Below are 17,843 nucleotides of genomic sequence, written 5' to 3'. Positions count from 1 at the left end.
GGTCAAGCTGATAGAGAAAAAGAAGAGCAATAAATATTCCGGCCAAGGAAATTTAATGAGCTGAAATAGTCTTTAAATTTATTCTCTGTGCATATGCTGCGTATTTGGCAATCGAATAACGAGTGTTCTATTAAAAAATACTTCTTCAACAGGATTTTCTGTACGAGTTTCCTTGAAACAACCTCCGTATAAACTGCCTATTATCGCCCCTGTGACGCAGCCTTTAACCGAATGACCCGCAAAGGAACCAGCAATACAGCCAGTCATACTGCCAGTCATACAGCCAGTCGCAGCGTAAGCACATGAAGGGTCATTAGGTCCTTGATATCTAATGTTTATACTGAAATAGATGTCATTTTGAGGTTGCATATGAATCAACTCCCTGGTTGGATTTTTATAAGTTAACACCTTAAGTAGTTGGTAGTTTGCTTTCATATATCCTGACCATATAATCAGTAATTAGTTCAATCCCTTGTTATCCATGGCCTTAGACTGACTACATCTTCATGATTGGTTAGAAAAAATATCTAAAACCAAACTTCCACCTACTTTAAAGGTACAGGATAGAACCGGAGACGTAATTTCCCCGAATCCTAGCTGTGAGATAATAATGCACTGTGATTTGTCCTGTTTTTGCCATCTTCCAGCAGTTAATCAGAGCAATTATTACTACCTCATAGGCCGTTGAATCGATAAATAGTTCAATCAATGGATGCAATCACTGGATAATAAAGTACCCAGTGCACTCCAGAACAAGACGAGGGCGCATTGATCAAACGGGTGAGGCGAACGAACCGCTGGTTTATCCGCCTGAAGCGTCAGGATCTGATACCGGCCGAGGGTGTTGAACAGCTTGCCGGTTAACTCTCACGCAACGCCCGGTTAAAACTGCGCAGCAATGGCTCAAACAGATAGCTGACCACCGAGCGCTCGTTCAGAGTTAACAGCACCTCGGCAGGCATACCCGGGTAGAGCAGGATGTCCTGGGCCATCAGCTCATTGACCGCCACTTCAATCTGCCCCACGTAGGCGGTTTCCCGGGTCTGTTCGTCGGTTACCACGTCGGCGGAGATACGCTGCAAAATGCCATCAACGGGCAGGTAATCCCGGTAGTTGTAGGCCGTAAAGCGGACCTTGGCGGCCATGCCGGGCATGATCTCATCCCCCTGTGTCAGCATAGTTGTCGCCTCTCCTGAAATTAGAAATCTCAACAGGGGGCGGTCTATGAGTAATCAATGGCCCGCTATTCAGAAGAGTTCAAAGAGTCCATCATTCAGAAGATGATGCCACCCAATAATGTGCCAGTTTCGCAGTTGGTACGTGAGACTGGTATCTCTGATGTGACCCTGTACACTTGGCGAAAGAAAGCAGTATCTAAAGGAGTGCCTGTGCCGGGCGACGGAAAGAATCCAGATCAATGGACAACTGAAAACAAGTTAGCCGTAATCATTGAAACGGCTGCGTTAAATGAAGCAGAAATGGCTGAATACTGTCGTAAAAAAGGTCTGTTTGCTGAACAAATTCAGCAGTGGAAGGCTGCCTTTATTAACAGTGTTTCTGTCCAGCCTGAAAGTCAGTCAAAACAGCGTAAGGCGCTGTCTGACGAACACAAAAAAGATAAGAAAACCATCAAAAAGCTTGAGCGTGAACTCAATCGCAAGGACAAGGCGTTAGCAGAAACTGCTGCCTTGCTGGTACTCACAAAAAAGGCCCAAGAGATCTGGGGGGCGCCAGAGGACGATTAGTCTCTCTCCCGGATCGACAAAATGCTGTTAGCCTGATTAAACAGGCAGTTAAAGATGGGGCTCGTCAGTCAAAAGCCTGCAAAGCCCTTGGTCTTACAGAAAGAACTGTACAACGCTGGATGCAGGGTGATGACGTGCGCGCAGATAATCGCAAAAATGCTGACAGGCCAGAACCGGTTAACAAGTTTTCTGAAGCTGAGCGACAGGCGATTGTTGACGTCTGTAACAGCGAGCGGTTCAAAAGCCTTCCGCCCAGCCAGATTGTGCCCACATTGTTAGATGAAGGTCTCTATATGGGGTCTGAAAGGACATTTTACCGGGTGTTGGAGGAAACAGGGCAACAGCATCATCGGGGCAGTGCTGCCAAGCCAAACAGGTATAAGCCAACGTCCTGGTGTGCTACCGGACCCAACCAGGTCTGGTCCTGGGATATTACCTATCTGCGCTCTCCGATACGGGGGCAGTTTTATTACCTGTACCTGGTGATAGACATCTTTAGTCGTATGATTGTTACATGGGAAATTCATGAAACCGAATCAGCTGAGCATGCATCAGAAATGATCACTAAAGCCTGTATCAAACAGGGAATTGCAGCCTTGGAGTGGCCACTGGTTCTGCACTCAGATAATGGTAGTCCCATGAAGGGTGGCACTATGCTGTCAACACTGCAGCGTCTTGGGGTCGTGAGCTCATTCAGTCGTCCCCGGGTCAGTGATGATAACCCCTTTTCCGAGGCCATATTCAGAACCCTGAAATACCGCCCTGGTTATCCGCGCACGCCATTTGCTGATCTTGAAGCAGCACGTAGCTGGGTGCATGGTTTTGCCCAATGGTACAACGAAGAGCACAAGCACAGTGGGCTGAAATTTCTGACACCCGGGCAAAGGCATCGTGGTGAAACCAAGGTGCTTATGGCTAACCGCAGAAAGGTTTATGAACAAGCCAAAGAACGTCACCCAGAGCGCTGGGGAAAGAGGTCAACAAGGAACTGGGATCTGGCTGATGAAGTCTGGTTGAATCCCGACAGACCTGCTGATGATCAACTAAGCAAAGCCGCTTAAGTTGAGGCGACAACTATGTTGACAAACACCGTTGTAGTTGTCACCGAAACTTTCTTTTGAAGGTGGTTTATCTATTTCTGTGCTCATCTCTTAATCTCTCTATATTTTTGTTTTTTTACCGCCGGTGCAGTATAACCAACTATTGATATACGGCAATCACCTATATAGTCCATTCAGCGTGTTTTATTGATGTGCGTCAATAAAGTTAAATCCTTTAATATCAGCTGGTTATAAAGTGTTCTGAGCCTGTTTACGTTATGACCATTGTGCGCTTATTCCCTGTGATCACGTCCTGGATACAAACGGATTTCCCAGCCTTTGGACAGTGATAAACAGTAACGTGCTCGATTTTGAGGTCTGGGTTGATTCTCTTTCGACGGATCCAGACCGCAACGGATTCTGAGCTGTCGTTTGATGATGGAGCAGAGTATTGTGAAGGCTATTGTGTTTGGTTTGGTTGATTTTCATGTTTTCATTTTAATAATAAAAATATAATTCTGTCTGGTGTTTTTTTTTGGATAAATATCCCGTTAAAAAAGGTTGTCGTGGTGCGTTTAATGGGCTTTCTTATCTTCATTACTGTGATACTATCGTAACTATTCAGCACTGAGCAAAGGCATATTACAGTAATTCCGAACAGCTCTATGAAGTGATTGATATATGTCCATTCCCTGTTTTCTGGCAGACGACAAATAGCTGCGAATCCGTGCAAACATAGAACCACCGTCTGCACTCCTGAAGCAGCCTGAGATTTTCTGCTTTAACTTGGCCATTCGAACATCCCGTTCACTGCCATTGTTATCGAAGGGAATGGTAAAATCTGACATGAAGCGCAGTGTCTCAGCCTTGAACTCAGTGAGTCGTTTGAAGAGATTGTAAGCTTTAGTATTCTTGACTTTCTTGCGCTTAAGCTCCTCTCGTTGCTTCTCCATATAGACGACTTCTTTCATTAGAGCCCGCTGAAGCAACCGGTCATAAATCTTCTCGATTCGTTCACAGACAACACTTGGCATCTGTAGCATACCTATGGTCTTAAAGCCCTTGCAGTAATGCCAGGAAAGCCTCAGTAGCTTCATCAATCGCAACGCCAGTTGATTGCTGTCCCTATCAACAACACCCAAAAGCTCCCTCAGGTGATGGGCATTGCAAAGTACGTGAGTTGCCGCATATGCAAAATAGGATTTCCAATGATCATGAACCAGAACGCCTGCAAATGTTAGCAGTATGCCCATCGTGTCCATGGCCTCACGACCTCGCTTTTCAGACAAGTAGTAGAGCGTCCATTGTTCATCCCGCATAACGTGTAGCCAGTGCAAAGAGCCCTCGGCCCGCATACCCGTTTCATCGGCTCCGGCAACAGACGATTCCCGCAAGGCGTCACGAATAACCTCTTCAGTAGAAGCCAGATTTTCATAGGTTCTGGCCACAAAATTGGCGACAGTGCCTGCACTTACACTCATTTTATAGAGAGTATTAAAATACTCTGACACGCGCTTAAAAGGCAGGAAATGGTATTGGTTAAGATAGACGGCCATAGCCTGTGTGGCTGAGCCATATTGTGCGGCAGCGGTAACACCTTCCGGGAATTCAGCCTGATTCCGACAACCACAAGTGCAGATTTTTACTTCAGCTCTATGGGCCGTTACTTCAAATTCACCCGGTCTCCCTGGTTCAAACACCTGTCGTTCAATATATTTGACCGGCTCACTATCAAGAAGAGACGCCTGACATTTATTGCATTCTTTAACCGGAAGGTACTCAATATAGTCAGGGATATCGACCTGTTTAAGACAAGTGCCCTGATGCCCTTTCTTTCCACCGGCTTTATTACCAGAAGACTGTCTCAGACTTTTAGGATTGGGTTTTTCATCCGATGGATCGGTACCTTTATCTGCGGAAAGGTCGTCAGAATGATCTGGAGAATTACTGTTTTTACAAGGTTTTTGATAACCATCAGACGATGGCGGCTTGCTGCTGTTTTGACTGTTCTTGCCAACCTTTTCTTCCAATTCTCGACATCGCTCTTCCAGACAGGCAACTCTCATCCGCAGCTCTGCATTCTCTTTCAAGAGAATCTCAGCCGACATAGTTGCGGGTAGTTCTGGAATCATGCTGGCGAATATTGTGGAAAAATGGTGCTTAAGAGGATGGTATAAAAATCAGAAAATTCCAGATTTATGTGGGGGTGCTGAACAGTTACATACTATCTTTACGTAATCCCCATAAACCAGTAGTACTTTCATGTTCAGGAATTTCATGAATAGGTTGGTTTGCTGAAGCTTCGGCATCCCACTCCATTCCATAACGCTGCCTTTGTTCATCAGGTAACAGAAGCTCTGTAGCTTTTACACTGTTCCCCGATTGCAAAAGGTATCAACGTGTTATGAGAAGGAGGCTCTCTCTGGCTGAGGGTTGGCCAGAGTTTTCTCCTGCCCTGAAACGAACCAAGGAATCTGTTGTAGAGATTATAATTTTCGGTGAATGCTCCCTGCGTTATGAACACCGGGTTGTTGAGCATCACGGCAATCCGTTGTCAAACCATGAAGATGTGCATAGCCGAAATTCCATGAATGCTGGCCTTATAGAACTGAAGGATCTATTTGGGGCGGTTTCCAGTCCCTGCAGTTTTGGCTGATAAAAACGTGAACGTAGTACAGCAGGTAAATCATGAGTCAAGCCCAATCATTGTATGAACGAATGGCAAACACCAGCCTGGTTCTCAGGATTATCACTGGTATTGCCCTGGGTGCTGGTCTGGCGGTTATTTCACCGGATACGGCGGTGGCAATCTCTTTTCTTGGCTCCCTGTTTGTCGGGGCGTTGAAAGCGGTAGCCCCTGTGTTGGTATTTGTTCTGGTGGCTTCTTCTATTGCCAACCAGAAACAGGGGCAGCATACTAATATGCGGCCGATTGTTTTCCTCTATATTCTTGGCACGCTGGCGGCTGCTTTTGTCGCCGTATCCATGAGTTTTCTCTTTCCGGTAACGCTGACGCTGGTGACCAGCAGCGGTGGAGCCTTGCCTCCGGAAGGTATCATGGAAGTTCTCCATACCCTCCTGTTTCAGATTGTTCAGAATCCGGTTGAAGCGCTGCTGACCGGTAACTTCATCGGTATTCTTGCCTGGGCTATCGGTTTGGGCCTGGCATTGCGCCATGGCAGTGAGTCTACCCGGGTTATGGTCCATGATCTGTCAGTGGCGGTCTCTGCCATTGTGCGCTTTGTTATCCAGCTGGCTCCCATCGGTATTTTTGGCCTGGTTGCCAATACCATTGCGCAGACCGGTTTCGGGGTGCTGGTAGGGTACAGTAAGTTACTGGCGGTTCTGGTCAGCAGTATGTTGATTATTGGCTTTATCGTTAACCCATTGATGGTTTACCTGAAAATTCGTCAGAATCCTTTCCCTCTGGTGTTGCGTTGTATCCGCGAAAGTGGTGTGACGGCCTTCTTTACCCGTAGCTCTGCAGCCAATATTCCCGTGAATATGCAGCTTTGTAAAAGCCTGAACCTCCATGAAGATACGTATTCAGTATCCATTCCCCTGGGGGCAACCATCAATATGGCGGGCGCAGCCATTACTATCACGGTCATGACCCTGGCTGCGGTGCATACACTGGGTATTCCCGTTGACCTGCCAACCGCTTTGATGCTCAGCGTTGTCGCTGCTGTTTCTGCCTGTGGCGCTTCCGGTGTGGCCGGTGGTTCACTGTTGCTGATCCCGCTGGCCTGTAGCCTGTTTGGTATCTCCAATGATATTGCCATGCAGGTCGTTGCCGTCGGTTTTATCATTGGCGTGATTCAGGACTCTCTGGAAACGGCGTTGAACAGTTCTACGGATGTTGTCTTTACTGCAGCTGCATGCATGGCAGCGGAACAGAAAGAAGCAGCTGTGTCAGAGGCACCTTCCGTTAGCCTATAAGCCGGGTCGTTATCTGTATGCCGGTAGCATGTCCTGCTGATTCGCAGCCTTTCATGCTACCGGAACTTGCCCTGCTAAATGTTTGCAAGCCTCCCGTGGTTTATAGCCGCAGCCATGGGTGGCCAGCAGAGGATACTGATGTTGATACTGATGTTGAGTTGACGGATGTGTGTCATCAGTAGCCAGACGCAAAGCTGCTTCATTCAGTTTGCTGGTTTGAATCTCAAGGTTTGCTTTATACAGTGAAGTTGCCAATGCGGCAGCAATACTTTGCTCTGTGTGTTTCTGCTTATCTTCAAGGGTTTTGAGCAATGCCTGGCGGGTTACGGTTTTCATCATTCTTTCCTGCACCTGTCGCTCTCTTTCCAGCCATTGCCCGGCAAACTCGAGATCTGCTTTTTTGATCATTTTCCGCAGTGCAATGACATCAACAACATCAGGAAACGATAGCTTTGAACCATTGCCAGCCGGCTTCCTTGCTGAAGCCTGTACCTGTGGCTCATCAGTAGCCATGTTGGTATGCAAAAACGTTGACTTAAGGTCGTGTATACAGGCCAGATGTTCCAGATAAGCCCCCAGATACAGCTTGCTATTGTAACTTTCAATGGTATCCATGATCTCCTCAATGCTGTCACCCAAGTCAACGGTTCCATAGGTATATTGTAAAAAATTAGCGATTGTCTCTTCCTGAATGGTTAGCTCGGCAGAAAAATTCCCGGCAGGGATAGGCTTGAAATGCAGCCTGGCCAGCTGTTGGTTGAAATCAGTATGTTGTTCCGGGTCAGCGATTATTTTTTCCGGATTCTTTATGGCGCTTTTCAACAATGTGCTGGCTTTCAATAAGTGATTCAGGTAATAAGCCTCCTCCATTATTTCAGGGCGTTTTGCCCTTATTTTTCTTCGAATGTCCTGATGGATGAGCTCCTTGTTTTTATAAGGAAGTCGGTACCAGAGTTGACTCAGTTTTATTCGGCGATGATTTTTTTTAGCCATTTGCCAACTTGATCGTTCTGGATCTATAGGCTCCTCTAACCTGGCCAGATTAGCCTTGCTGATGGTATCAATTCGTTTTCTGGCCTCAATAGCCTTTGGGCTGTCTGCAGCAAAGGTTCTTTTCATCTGTTCAGAGATGGTTTCGGATAATGATGTCCAGATTTCATCCATGTCGTTATAGCGCCGGGCCACGAAGCAGCTGCTGCCAAGGAAAGTAATGATCCCGATGCAGGCAGTTGTCAACCATGGGCTACTGAAAAAAATAATGATCTTAAAGGTATTAACAAACAGAATGGCTGCAGTGGAAAGCACCGACGATACGCCCAGAATGCCGGCAACTTTTTTCCGCTCTGATGTTAACTCATTGCGGGCGTCCGTGCTGGATGGGTTGGCTATTACATTGTTGATTGTCTCTTGGTATCGGTCAAAGCGCAGGATTAGCGGGTCCAGAAAAAAGCTCAAAAAACCACCGATTACACTGGTGCGTCGACCAATATGGTGTGCAAGTCTGGCTGTTTCCTCTGGGATCATAGAGACAAGAAAGTCTGAGGTCAGCCTCAGGGTCAGGCTGGGCATTAAATCCCTGGCATAGAGAAGGTTATTGCACAACCTGATAATCGGCGGCTTCATGTGGCGGACACACTGTCTGGCAAGGTAGGTGGACGAAACGTTCAGGAGGAATGTTTTTGCCTTCTCTTTAACTCGGTGCCAACTCATTCCCTGAAATATTTCAGCAACCGGTAGTCCTGTTTCAGCAATGTTAATCATGTCCCGGAGCAGTTGATATCGCCTGAATACCGTGGCAATTTCCGGATTTTTTAATGGGTCAGCATCCAGTTGCTGTGGTTGGTCACCAGAGAATAGCGAAGCCAGAGCCTGGCCGCGTATACAGAGGCTGATGTTTTCAAGCAGCCCTGTTATCGATGTGTCATACCCAAGGAGACTTTTCAGTCGAGGTATTAATAGTGCGAAATCCCCGCACATGACCCGAAAAAATTTTGGGTTTTGCTGTGCCACTTTGAGCATGGTGCTCAGGGTGCTGGTGATTCTGGCGTGGATTGGATTGCCGAGAGAGAATAGGGACGATATCAGTCCCTTGCCTTCTCGATAGAGAAAGTCGAGTGCATTAGACAACCCTGACTTTTTGAGCGCATTGATCAGCAATCCTGCTTTAGGCGCTATTGTTCTCCGTAGCTTCTTCCCTTGATTACATGCATCGCTGAATAATGATAAGAACTCGGTATAGGGATCATAATGCAGCAGTCGTAAATATCGCTTGCGATAAAGTTCTGCAACGATGTCTTCAATGTTTTCTTCTTCCTGCCAGACAAAATCCAGGTGGCTGAGAGCATAGGTATAGGCGTCAGGGTTCAGTGGTCGAAGACCGGTCTGCTTTCTTGCTGTTGCCAGTCGCAGGAGAGCGTTGATATTCTGCTCGAAATGATCAAAGGGTAGCAACTGGCTGGGTTCTGCCTTGTCGATCAGATCAATAAACAGCTGTTGTTCATGGTAGGTCATGTCGTAGTGGCACTGCATCCAGTGTAAGTCACCCTCATAGCTGTCGTCCTGCCCGGAGCGGTTCATCGCATCGATGAATCGTAATGTGGCCAGATAAAACGATTTCTCGGGGGTAGTGCTGGTTTTTGACAGTACGGTGAAGATACGATCAGACGTTGGTGGCTGCAAAAAAAAACAGTGTGAAAATAGTTCAGGTTCACCCGGGGATGATTGAGCGGTCAGAAAATGATGAATTAACCGGGCAGAAACTTCCCGCTCAGCAGAAACAAGGCGGTTTGGCTTGCCACTGGAGGTCGGTTTTGTTTTTTCAGGATTCAGTAACTTAAGATTCAGGATATGCTGTCGTTGATCCATCAGCTCTGGCAGACTGGCTTCAGTTTGGGACGATTCAAGCGCATGGGCAAGGCGTTCGGCATGTAGCCGACCAATCTCATGTTCCAGCTGTTTGGTTGGTTCTGGCATAAGATTTTGTCTGGTCAGTCTATCAAGCAAGGCTCGAACACTCTCCGCTGTGCACGCATCCTGACCCGTGGTCAGGACAAGTTTGGCGGCCTTGATATTGCTTATGCTTCGATACTGTTTTACGTTCAGGCAAACCAGATAAGTCAACACTTTGATAACGGTTTCAGGCTGTTCCCGGATGTAATGATTAACGGTATTCCTCATGCCGGTATCTGTTCCGGAAACCGTTATATTGACTGGTGGGTGCTTCATCAGCTCGGTGAGTACGGATTGGGCGGATTGTTTCATTTGATATTTTGCCAGGCTACCCATGGCGCCTCTTAAAATAAATTCACGTTCTTTGCACTGGTAACCGAGCCTTCTCAGCCAGGTAGTGGGCTTGAGTGGTTTAGGATCTTTGAGCAGGTTACCCTCGATTTTGTCAAGTGAAGTTGCCAGCAGCTCTGAAGAAAGTCTTCCTTTCTGCACCAGGAAGTCGGCATCCATTTTCGATTCGAGGGAGTACACATGGTATTGGTGCTCGAATTTTCTCAGGTTCTTCAACATCGCGAGCTGGAAGCAGGCATTGTGCAGGTCACTTTCAAGGTCGTTGAGGTTTTCCCTGAGCGTTGCAAGGTTTGTCTCCAAAGTGAGCCTGAACTTATCACGGTTTCCTATCCGGGATTTCTGGAGTTTTTCAAAGGTATCCACAGAGGTACTGCTCAGCTTTTCAAGCCGGCTTTTGAGAATGTCAACAGCGGTTTCAGGGAATAAAATGAACAGGAGCTGCAGGATGCCATGGGGATAAAGAGAAATAAGCAACTCAGGCTGCTCATCTTCCATACCGTTTAATGTGCTGCCGGAGTCGCCGCTGGTTTGTGAAGAGAGTTTCTCGATGGGGAGTGACTGTTGGTAGATTTCCTGAAGTTTTAAGGGCGAGTGATGTTTCCTGGCGCTGACGCAGGGCGCTCTCTGGGCTGTTTCTGCTGTACTATCGTCAGTTTCTTCGGATTCAAAGGATGTGCTGGCACTCGCTATTTGGGACTGAGCTCTTTTGGGCTGATCCCTGCTACCGGGTTGTCCCCTGCTATTCAAGTCGCTATCGATGGCATCGACATTCATAGGCAGGTCAATGTATTGATGGCCTGCATGTTCTTCTCTGAAGCATGGCATATCAAGATGGATATGCTCCAGGGCTTGTGATGGTGTTGGCAAGACGGCGTTAGCCAGCTTTCTGATTCCCGACAGAATATACTGCGCTGTAGATTGCCAGTAAGTGCTTTCTGCTTCTATTGGTATTGGGTATTCCGGAGGAGGGGCTGGTTGAGTGGCAGCCTCTTTGTTGACTGGCGTATTGCCGGGATTGATGTTTTCAGTCGCAGAGGGCTGGCTGTCCAGTGTGCTGGTATCTGTGTCTGTTAGTGTCGTTTTTCTTGCTGGCTTGTTGGTTAACCGTCCTGTTTCCCTGTCTGAATACGGTATTTCCAGATTATTCCGGGTTGAGTCGGAGAAATAGCTGTTATCAAGCTGGACTGGTCGGGTTTGGCGATGGTGAATTGAGGTGTTGTTGAAATCCGGGCATTCGCCATTGTTTGCCGTTTCAAGAGGCTGTCGAGGGGAGTAGGTATTAGCTGGAGCGTTAAGGGGGAGATTAGACGATGCAAGAACCGGCTGCATTATTTTGCCCAGAATGTTGAAGAACAGTTAACCAATTGTTCAGACCGGACCGGTGGATGATGGTTTCATCTGCTTATTGTAAATGTTTTGGCAGAGACAAAAGGGATTGGAGGTCGTATAATCCTCCGAATTTTTGTCTGGCGCATACTGATCGATCACTCCTATGTATAAACTGACACGAAGTGCCCTGTTTTGCCTCTCTGCTGAAACTGCTCATGATTTCGCGATGGAAATGATCAGCGCTGGAGGACGTCTTGGCCTTACCCGGCTGATGGCACCTGAAGTCCCTTCCAAACCAAGAGAAGTGATGGGGCTGACTTTTAACAATCCGGTTGGGTTGGCAGCAGGGCTTGATAAGAATGGCGAGTGTATTGATGGCCTGGGCAGTCTGGGGTTTGGTTTTCTAGAGCTGGGAACCGTGACACCGGTTGGGCAGCCCGGTAACCCAAAGCCAAGAATGTTTCGTATCCCTGAGAGAGAAGCGCTGATCAACCGCATGGGGTTTAATAATCTTGGGGTTGATCAGCTGGTCGCGAATGTGCAAAAAAGCCGGTACCAGGGCGTTATCGGTATTAATATTGGCAAGAACCTGACCACGGCGGTTGAAGATGCCAACCGGGATTATCTGATTTGTCTGCGTAAAGTGTACCCTCATGCCGGTTATGTGGCCGTTAACCTGTCTTCTCCCAATACCCCGGGATTAAGAAAACTCCAGTATGGTGATGCTCTGAAAAGCCTGCTTGCAGCCCTGAAGGAAGAACAGGCGTCACTGGCTAAAGAGTATGGTCGCCAAGTGCCTTTGGCCATCAAAATTGCCCCTGATATGACCGATGAGGAAATGGCCGCGGTTGCTGCTGAGCTGGTGTCCTATGAACTGGATGGTGTCATCGCTACCAACACGACACTGGATCGGGACAAGGTCAGTGGTTTCGCGACTGCCAACGAAGCGGGTGGTCTGAGTGGCAGGCCCTTGAGTGACAAATCAACCGCAGTGATCCGACTGCTGGCTGGTGAGCTTTCCGGTAAACTGCCAATTATTGGTGTTGGTGGTATCATGGATGCTCAGACCGCCGCAGATAAAATCAAGGCAGGAGCCAGTCTGGTGCAGATATACTCAGGCTTTATTTACCAGGGGCCGGGGTTGATTCGTGAGGCAGCTGAAGCAGTCTACTCTGTTGGACCATAAGCAAGGCTGTGTTTCAGGGAGTCAGATGATTTCTGAAAGCCCCGGAAGGGGCTTTTTATCAGCGCCATCAGAGCAGGTCGGCTGAATAGGAGTGAGAGAAGTTATACATTCGGTGTAGCCCTGAGATTCCCGTCATTCCCTCCCAGTTATCAACGCGACCTTCTCGCCAGCCACTTAACCACGACTGGCGTAAATCCGGCTCCTGATGGGGGCAGATGTCCCTGGAGCGGCCAGACAGGCCTATTTGGTATCCTTTATTAAAGGCTCTATCTGATTTATCCCTTTTGTGTCTTTTCAACATGGTAACTGCCTCTTGCTGATCTGGTTATAAGTTTTATCCAAATCTGACGCATTTGTTGAGAAATTATTGAGAATTTTTAGTTAATAAAAGCTGTTGTTTAGCTTTTTCAGGAATATGACCTATGAGTACAACCATGCTGACTCTGTTTGCCAGTTGTCCCAGGGGCGTGGAGTCCCTGCTGGCAGAGGAGCTGAAGGAGCTGGGAGCCAGTGACGTGGCGGAAACCGTTGCCGGAGTCAGCTTTTCCGGTCAGCTTCAGCTGGCCTACAAGGCTTGCCTCTGGTCGCGTCTGGCCAGTCGAATTTTGTTGCGCATAGGCGAGGTGGATGCTGCCGATAAGCAGGCATTGTATCAAGGTGTGCACTCTTTCGATTGGGATGAACACCTGGATCAGGGCTCCAGTTTCCGGGTCGATTTCAATGGCTCGACACCGGATATCACCCATACCCGTTTCGGATCACAATGGGTCAAAGATGCGATTGTTGATCAGTTGTGTGAGCGCCATGGCTGGCGCCCATCGGTCGATAACCGTAAGCCGGACCTGCGGGTCAATGTGCACGCCAGAAACAACAGGGCATATGTCGCCATTGATCTGTCTGGCCAGAGCCTGCATGAGCGAGGTTATCGCCTGGAAGCCGGTGCAGCACCGTTGAAAGAAAATCTGGCCGCAGCGATTTTGTATCGGTCTGGCTGGCCGGAACTGGCAAAACAGGGCAGTACACTGCTGGACCCTATGTGTGGCTCGGGAACCTTTCTGATTGAAGCTGCCATGATGGCTGCTGACATTGCTCCCGGACTGTTCAGGGCACGTTTTGGTTTTGATAAGTGGATGGGGCATATTCCCAAAATCTGGCTGGCGGTCCTTGAGGAAGCACGTGAGCGTCGTACTGCCGGTCTGGCTGCGATGAAGTCGACCATTGTCGGTTATGAAGGCCTGCCAAAAATGGTCGGGCGAGCCAGGGCAAATATCCAGCGTGCCGGTCTGGGCAAGCTGATTACTGTCAAACAGCAGGAGCTGGCGAGTTTGAAGGTTGATCCGGATATTCAACCCGGACTGGTGATCGCCAACCCACCCTATGGTGAACGTATGGGGGATGAGGCCAGCCTCGTCTATCTCTACAAACACCTTGGCGAAAAAATTAAACAGCAGACGCCGGGTTGGCAGGCCGCCATCTTTACCTCGTCACAGGCGCTGGTCAGAAGTCTGGGGATGGGGCCGAAGAAGAGCTATACCCTGTTCAATGGTGCGCTCTCCTGTAAGTTGTTTCTTTATGATGTCCGGGAGCGTCAGGTGGATCAGCCAGCTTCCCGGCAGAGTTCCCTGGACAGTACCGCCCATCCCTTCAAGGCCAGTACGCCGGGTGGCGAAATGTTTGCCAACCGCCTGAAGAAAAACCTGAAGCTGCTGGGTAAGTGGGCCAGGCATGCGCACATTGACTGCTATCGCCTTTATGATGCTGATATGCCGGAATATGCAGTAGCTGTCGACTGCTACAGAGACTGGGTTCATGTGCAGGAATACGCGGCACCGAAAAGCATTGATGAGGCAAAAGCCCATCAGCGCCTGTTGGAAGCGTTGGAAGTGATTCCCGGCGTACTGGGTATTCCGGAAAGTCATGTGGTCTTCAAGCGTCGCGAACGGCAGTCTGGCAAGCGGCAGTACGAAAAGCTTGAACAGTCCGGTGATATGCTGGAGGTAAAAGAAGGGGAGTGTCGTTTACTGGTAAACCTGAAGGACTATCTGGATACCGGCCTGTTTCTTGATCACCGGAAAATGCGCCTGCGCATTGCCAGAGAGACAGCTGGCAAAGATTTCCTGAATCTGTTCTGCTATACCGGAACGGCCACCGTCCATGCGGCGGTGGGTGGTGCGGCCAGTACCACCAGTGTCGACCTGTCCAATACCTATCTTGGCTGGGCCCGGAAAAATCTGGCGCTGAACGGCCTGTTGGATCGCAAACACCGGCTGGAACAGGCAGACTGCCTGCAGTGGCTGAAGCAGGATACCCGGAACTATGACCTGATCTTTATGGACCCCCCCACCTTTTCAAACTCCAAGCGAATGCGGGGAGTATTTGATGTGCAGGAAGCCCATGTTGAGTTGGTTGAGCGGGCAATGGCCAGGCTGAAACCAGCGGGAGTACTCTACTTTTCCAACAACTTCCGGCGTTTCCAGCTGGCCAAAGCGCTGGAGCAAAAGTTCAGGGTTGAAGAGATCACGGCTGCTACCATTGATCGCGATTTTCAGCGTAGACCGGGCATTCATCGTTGCTGGTGTATTCAGCACTGAGGCTGACGATAGCAGCAACAGAGTCTGATTATTGAATTAAGTAATATTTATAGTCCATATTAGTCTTTGTGGTTATAAGTCATCAATCATATAGTGCCTCCATTGAGTTATGGGTTGATGGGGAAAATAATGAATTTGAAGATGATCAATCAGGAACTGTCGACACTGAGTCCGCAGGCTGTTATTCAGTGGGCTGTCCAGCGTGCGGGAAAACCCTTGCTTACCACCAACTTCGGGCCGCACGAAGCGGCCATCATCCATATGGCCACGCAGGCCAAGCCCGATATTCCGGTGGTTTGGATCGATTCGGGTTATGGTACTAAAGCTACTTATCGCTTTGCTGACCAGCTGATTCAGCGTCTGAACCTCAATATCCGGATCTTTCACCCGGAGTACAGTCGTGGCTTTCGTGATGCTGTTTATGGTGGTGTACCGGAGGTCGATACCCCGGAACATGATGAGTTTACCCGCCAGGTGAAACTGGAGCCTTTTGCCCGTGCCATGAACGCATCAGCACCGGATTACTGGCTGACTGCAATCCGAAAGGACCAGACCGAATTCCGGCAGAACCTTGAAGTGGTCAGTTTGACGAAAGAGGGTTATTACCGTGTGGCGCCGTTCCTGAACTGGACTGAACTTGATGTTGAGGAATACCTGGTCACCCACGATCTGCCGATTGAAGCAGATTACTACGACCCGACGAAAATATACGGACATCGAGAGTGTGGGCTGCATACTTCAATTGCGCAGTAGTGCGATTGTTTTCACTATCTGACGATCCAGCCCGGTTACTTTTTATTACCACCAAGACAATCGGGTGATGCCGGGGCAGCCTGGTTTCTTGCCTGCCATTCGCCTGGTGTGTAGGTGTGTAGGGCCAGCGCATGGATCTGCTCGCGCAGTTCGTCAGCCAGTAGCCCGTAAATCATCTGGTGTCGCTTAACCGGCATTTTTCCCTGAAATGCTTCACTGACAATCACGACCTTAAAGTGTGACTCGGAACCCGGAGGCGTGTTGTGCAGATGGCTCTCATTGGTTACCTCGATAACGTCGTTCTGCAAGGACTCATTCAGCTTATCGATGATATTTTCTTTCATTCCCATACATCACCTCTTCAGTCCCGGTCTGAACGACAAGGAATTTGTCTCACCTGATAATCACTTATTATAAGTAGCTAGCCTTGGGAATTATATATTTCTAACGTCTGCCCCATATAATTCGGTATATGTTGGTATTGAAAAGTGCCTTCAAACATCCGTTAATCGTTACCTGCAACACCAAAAAAACAGTTGATAGCAGAGAGTACACTTGAACGAATTACTATTGATTGGCCAGCTTTTCTTATTTTACGGCATGGTCATTTTAACCTACCGGCTGTTCGGTAAATTGGGGCTTCTGTGTTACACCGTGCTGGCCATCGTGGCCGCTAATATTGAGGTACTGGTGCAGATCAATGCCTTCGGTATGGACATGACCCTGGGGAATATCATGTTTGCCACCACCTTCCTGATAACCGATATTCTCAGCGAGGTTGGCGGTAAAAAATGGTCCAATTATGCGGTAAATGTGGGCTTTTTCACCTCGGCTCTGTTTATTGTTATTTCCCAAAGCTGGCTGTATTTCATGCCCAATACACTGGATTTTGCCATGCCACATATACAGGCAATTTTCAGCAATACTCCACGCCTGATGATTACCGGCCTGCTGGTTTATGCCATTGCGCAGCGCTTTGATGTATGGCTGTACCACAAAATATGGCACTGGACAGGGTTTAACGAGAAATATCTATGGCTGCGAAATAATGCTTCCACCATGATCTCCCAGCTGTTAAATGCAGTTTTGTTCACTTTTGGCGCTTTTTACGGCACGTTTCCGGTAATGGATCTGCTCAGTATCATCATCACCAGCTACGGTATTTTTTTGGTGACCAGTATGTGTGATACACCTGTCGTGTATTTGTGCAGAAAGATCAAGGTCAGGGAAATATGGGAGCGCACATGAAAGTCATCATTACCGGAGCCAGTGCAGGTATCGGCCTGGCTGTCTGTGAGCGTTTTTTGCAGGATCGGCGCATCACTGTGGTGGGTATCGATATTAACCCGGGCAAGCTCGTCAATGAACGCTACCATCATGTACTGGCTGATGTGTCTGACCTTGAGTCGCTCCCTGAAATCGGGGAGGTAACCCATCTGATCAACAATGCCGGAGTGCAAAATACCTCGCAGGATATCGCCATCAATTTGGGTGGGGTAATGAACTGTACCAGACTCTATGGTTTGCAGCCGGCGATTCAGTCCATTGTCAATGTGGCCTCTGCCAGTGCCCATTCCGGTGCCGAATTTCCGGAGTATGTTGCCTCCAAAGGCGGTGTAGTTGCCTACACAAAATGGACTGCATTGCAGGTCGCTCAATACGGTGCCACCTGCAACAGTATTTCACCGGGAGGCGTACTCACCGAGCTGAACCGGCCGGTAATGGACGATCCTGATAAATGGCGGGCCATTATGGCTGAAACACTACTGCCCAAATGGGCCAGTGCTGAAGAAATTGCGGAATGGGTTTACTTCATGGCGACTGTCAATCGTAGCATGACCGCACAGGATATTCTGGTGGATAACGGAGAAATGGCGAAGTCCAACTTTGTCTGGTAATTGACATCAGAGGAGGTTATTCGAGGTAGCTACTTAATGATGGAACACGAATTTACAATAAA

At 48.5% G+C, this 17,843-nt stretch carries 13 protein-coding genes; 7 read left to right on the top strand and 6 right to left on the bottom strand.

Annotation, left to right across the window (positions count from 1 at the left end; all coding sequences use genetic code 11):
* Nucleotides 1-78: 78 nt before the first annotated feature.
* A complete protein-coding gene (locus MJO57_RS19235; protein WP_252017981.1) occupies nucleotides 79-435 on the bottom strand; it encodes a glycine zipper domain-containing protein in 357 nt (118 codons plus the stop codon).
* Between the two features lie 425 nt (nucleotides 436-860).
* Nucleotides 861-1,178 carry an HlyD family secretion protein gene (locus MJO57_RS19230; protein WP_252017979.1) on the bottom strand — a complete coding sequence of 106 codons (318 nt, stop codon included), beginning with the start codon at nucleotides 1,176-1,178 and terminating at the stop codon, nucleotides 861-863.
* 57 nt (nucleotides 1,179-1,235) lie between these two features.
* Between MJO57_RS19230 and MJO57_RS19225 the strand changes: the two genes are divergently transcribed.
* Nucleotides 1,236-2,806 (top strand): IS3 family transposase gene (locus MJO57_RS19225; protein ID WP_252017319.1). Its coding sequence is split into 2 segments (ribosomal slippage): nucleotides 1,236-1,710 and nucleotides 1,710-2,806, totalling 1,572 coding nucleotides; the frame shifts between segments, so codons are not numbered across the junction.
* A 596-nt stretch (nucleotides 2,807-3,402) separates the two neighbouring features.
* On the opposite strand, the gene MJO57_RS19220 is transcribed toward MJO57_RS19225, so the two are convergent.
* Nucleotides 3,403-4,917 carry an IS66 family transposase gene (locus MJO57_RS19220; RefSeq protein ID WP_252017330.1) on the bottom strand — a complete coding sequence of 505 codons (1,515 nt, stop codon included), beginning with the start codon at nucleotides 4,915-4,917 and terminating at the stop codon, nucleotides 3,403-3,405.
* 556 nt (nucleotides 4,918-5,473) lie between these two features.
* On the opposite strand from MJO57_RS19220, the gene sstT reads away from it, so the two are divergent.
* Nucleotides 5,474-6,724: a serine/threonine transporter SstT gene (gene sstT, locus MJO57_RS19215; RefSeq protein ID WP_252017977.1), complete on the top strand. Its 1,251-nt coding sequence runs from the start codon at nucleotides 5,474-5,476 to the stop codon at nucleotides 6,722-6,724.
* 51 nt (nucleotides 6,725-6,775) lie between these two features.
* Here the strand turns inward: sstT and MJO57_RS19210 are convergent, their stop codons facing one another.
* Nucleotides 6,776-11,353 carry a hypothetical protein gene (locus tag MJO57_RS19210; protein ID WP_252017975.1) on the bottom strand — a complete coding sequence of 1,526 codons (4,578 nt, stop codon included), beginning with the start codon at nucleotides 11,351-11,353 and terminating at the stop codon, nucleotides 6,776-6,778.
* Between the two features lie 163 nt (nucleotides 11,354-11,516).
* Between MJO57_RS19210 and MJO57_RS19205 the strand changes: the two genes are divergently transcribed.
* Nucleotides 11,517-12,539 (top strand): quinone-dependent dihydroorotate dehydrogenase, encoded by a 1,023-nt coding sequence (locus MJO57_RS19205; protein ID WP_252017973.1) that lies wholly within the window; start codon nucleotides 11,517-11,519, stop codon nucleotides 12,537-12,539.
* A gap of 67 nt (nucleotides 12,540-12,606) precedes the next feature.
* Here the strand turns inward: MJO57_RS19205 and rmf are convergent, their stop codons facing one another.
* The gene (gene rmf, locus MJO57_RS19200) at nucleotides 12,607-12,837 is read right to left on the bottom strand and encodes a ribosome modulation factor (protein ID WP_081622191.1); all 231 of its coding nucleotides are present in this window, start codon (nucleotides 12,835-12,837) and stop codon (nucleotides 12,607-12,609) included.
* 124 nt (nucleotides 12,838-12,961) lie between these two features.
* Between rmf and rlmKL the strand changes: the two genes are divergently transcribed.
* Nucleotides 12,962-15,130 carry a bifunctional 23S rRNA (guanine(2069)-N(7))-methyltransferase RlmK/23S rRNA (guanine(2445)-N(2))-methyltransferase RlmL gene (rlmKL, locus tag MJO57_RS19195; protein WP_252017971.1) on the top strand — a complete coding sequence of 723 codons (2,169 nt, stop codon included), beginning with the start codon at nucleotides 12,962-12,964 and terminating at the stop codon, nucleotides 15,128-15,130.
* 129 nt (nucleotides 15,131-15,259) lie between these two features.
* Nucleotides 15,260-15,883, top strand: a complete 624-nt coding sequence (locus MJO57_RS19190; RefSeq protein ID WP_252017969.1) for a phosphoadenosine phosphosulfate reductase family protein — start codon at nucleotides 15,260-15,262, stop codon at nucleotides 15,881-15,883.
* Between the two features lie 35 nt (nucleotides 15,884-15,918).
* Here MJO57_RS19190 and MJO57_RS19185 read toward each other — a convergent pair whose 3' ends face one another.
* A complete protein-coding gene (locus MJO57_RS19185; RefSeq protein ID WP_371924646.1) occupies nucleotides 15,919-16,227 on the bottom strand; it encodes a BolA family protein in 309 nt (102 codons plus the stop codon).
* Between the two features lie 211 nt (nucleotides 16,228-16,438).
* Between MJO57_RS19185 and MJO57_RS19180 the strand changes: the two genes are divergently transcribed.
* The gene (locus MJO57_RS19180) at nucleotides 16,439-17,131 is read left to right on the top strand and encodes a queuosine precursor transporter (RefSeq protein WP_252017965.1); all 693 of its coding nucleotides are present in this window, start codon (nucleotides 16,439-16,441) and stop codon (nucleotides 17,129-17,131) included.
* The gene (locus tag MJO57_RS19175) at nucleotides 17,089-17,781 is read left to right on the top strand and encodes an SDR family NAD(P)-dependent oxidoreductase (protein WP_252017963.1); all 693 of its coding nucleotides are present in this window, start codon (nucleotides 17,089-17,091) and stop codon (nucleotides 17,779-17,781) included. Before MJO57_RS19180 ends, MJO57_RS19175 begins: the two co-directional genes overlap by 43 nt.
* The last annotated feature ends 62 nt before the right edge of the window (nucleotides 17,782-17,843 follow it).

Source organism: Endozoicomonas sp. SCSIO W0465 (assembly GCF_023716865.1).
Classification (GTDB): Bacteria; Pseudomonadota; Gammaproteobacteria; order Pseudomonadales; family Endozoicomonadaceae; genus Endozoicomonas.
The sequence above is the reverse complement of the archived record's forward strand: the minus strand, read 5'-3'. Positions and strand labels throughout refer to the sequence as shown.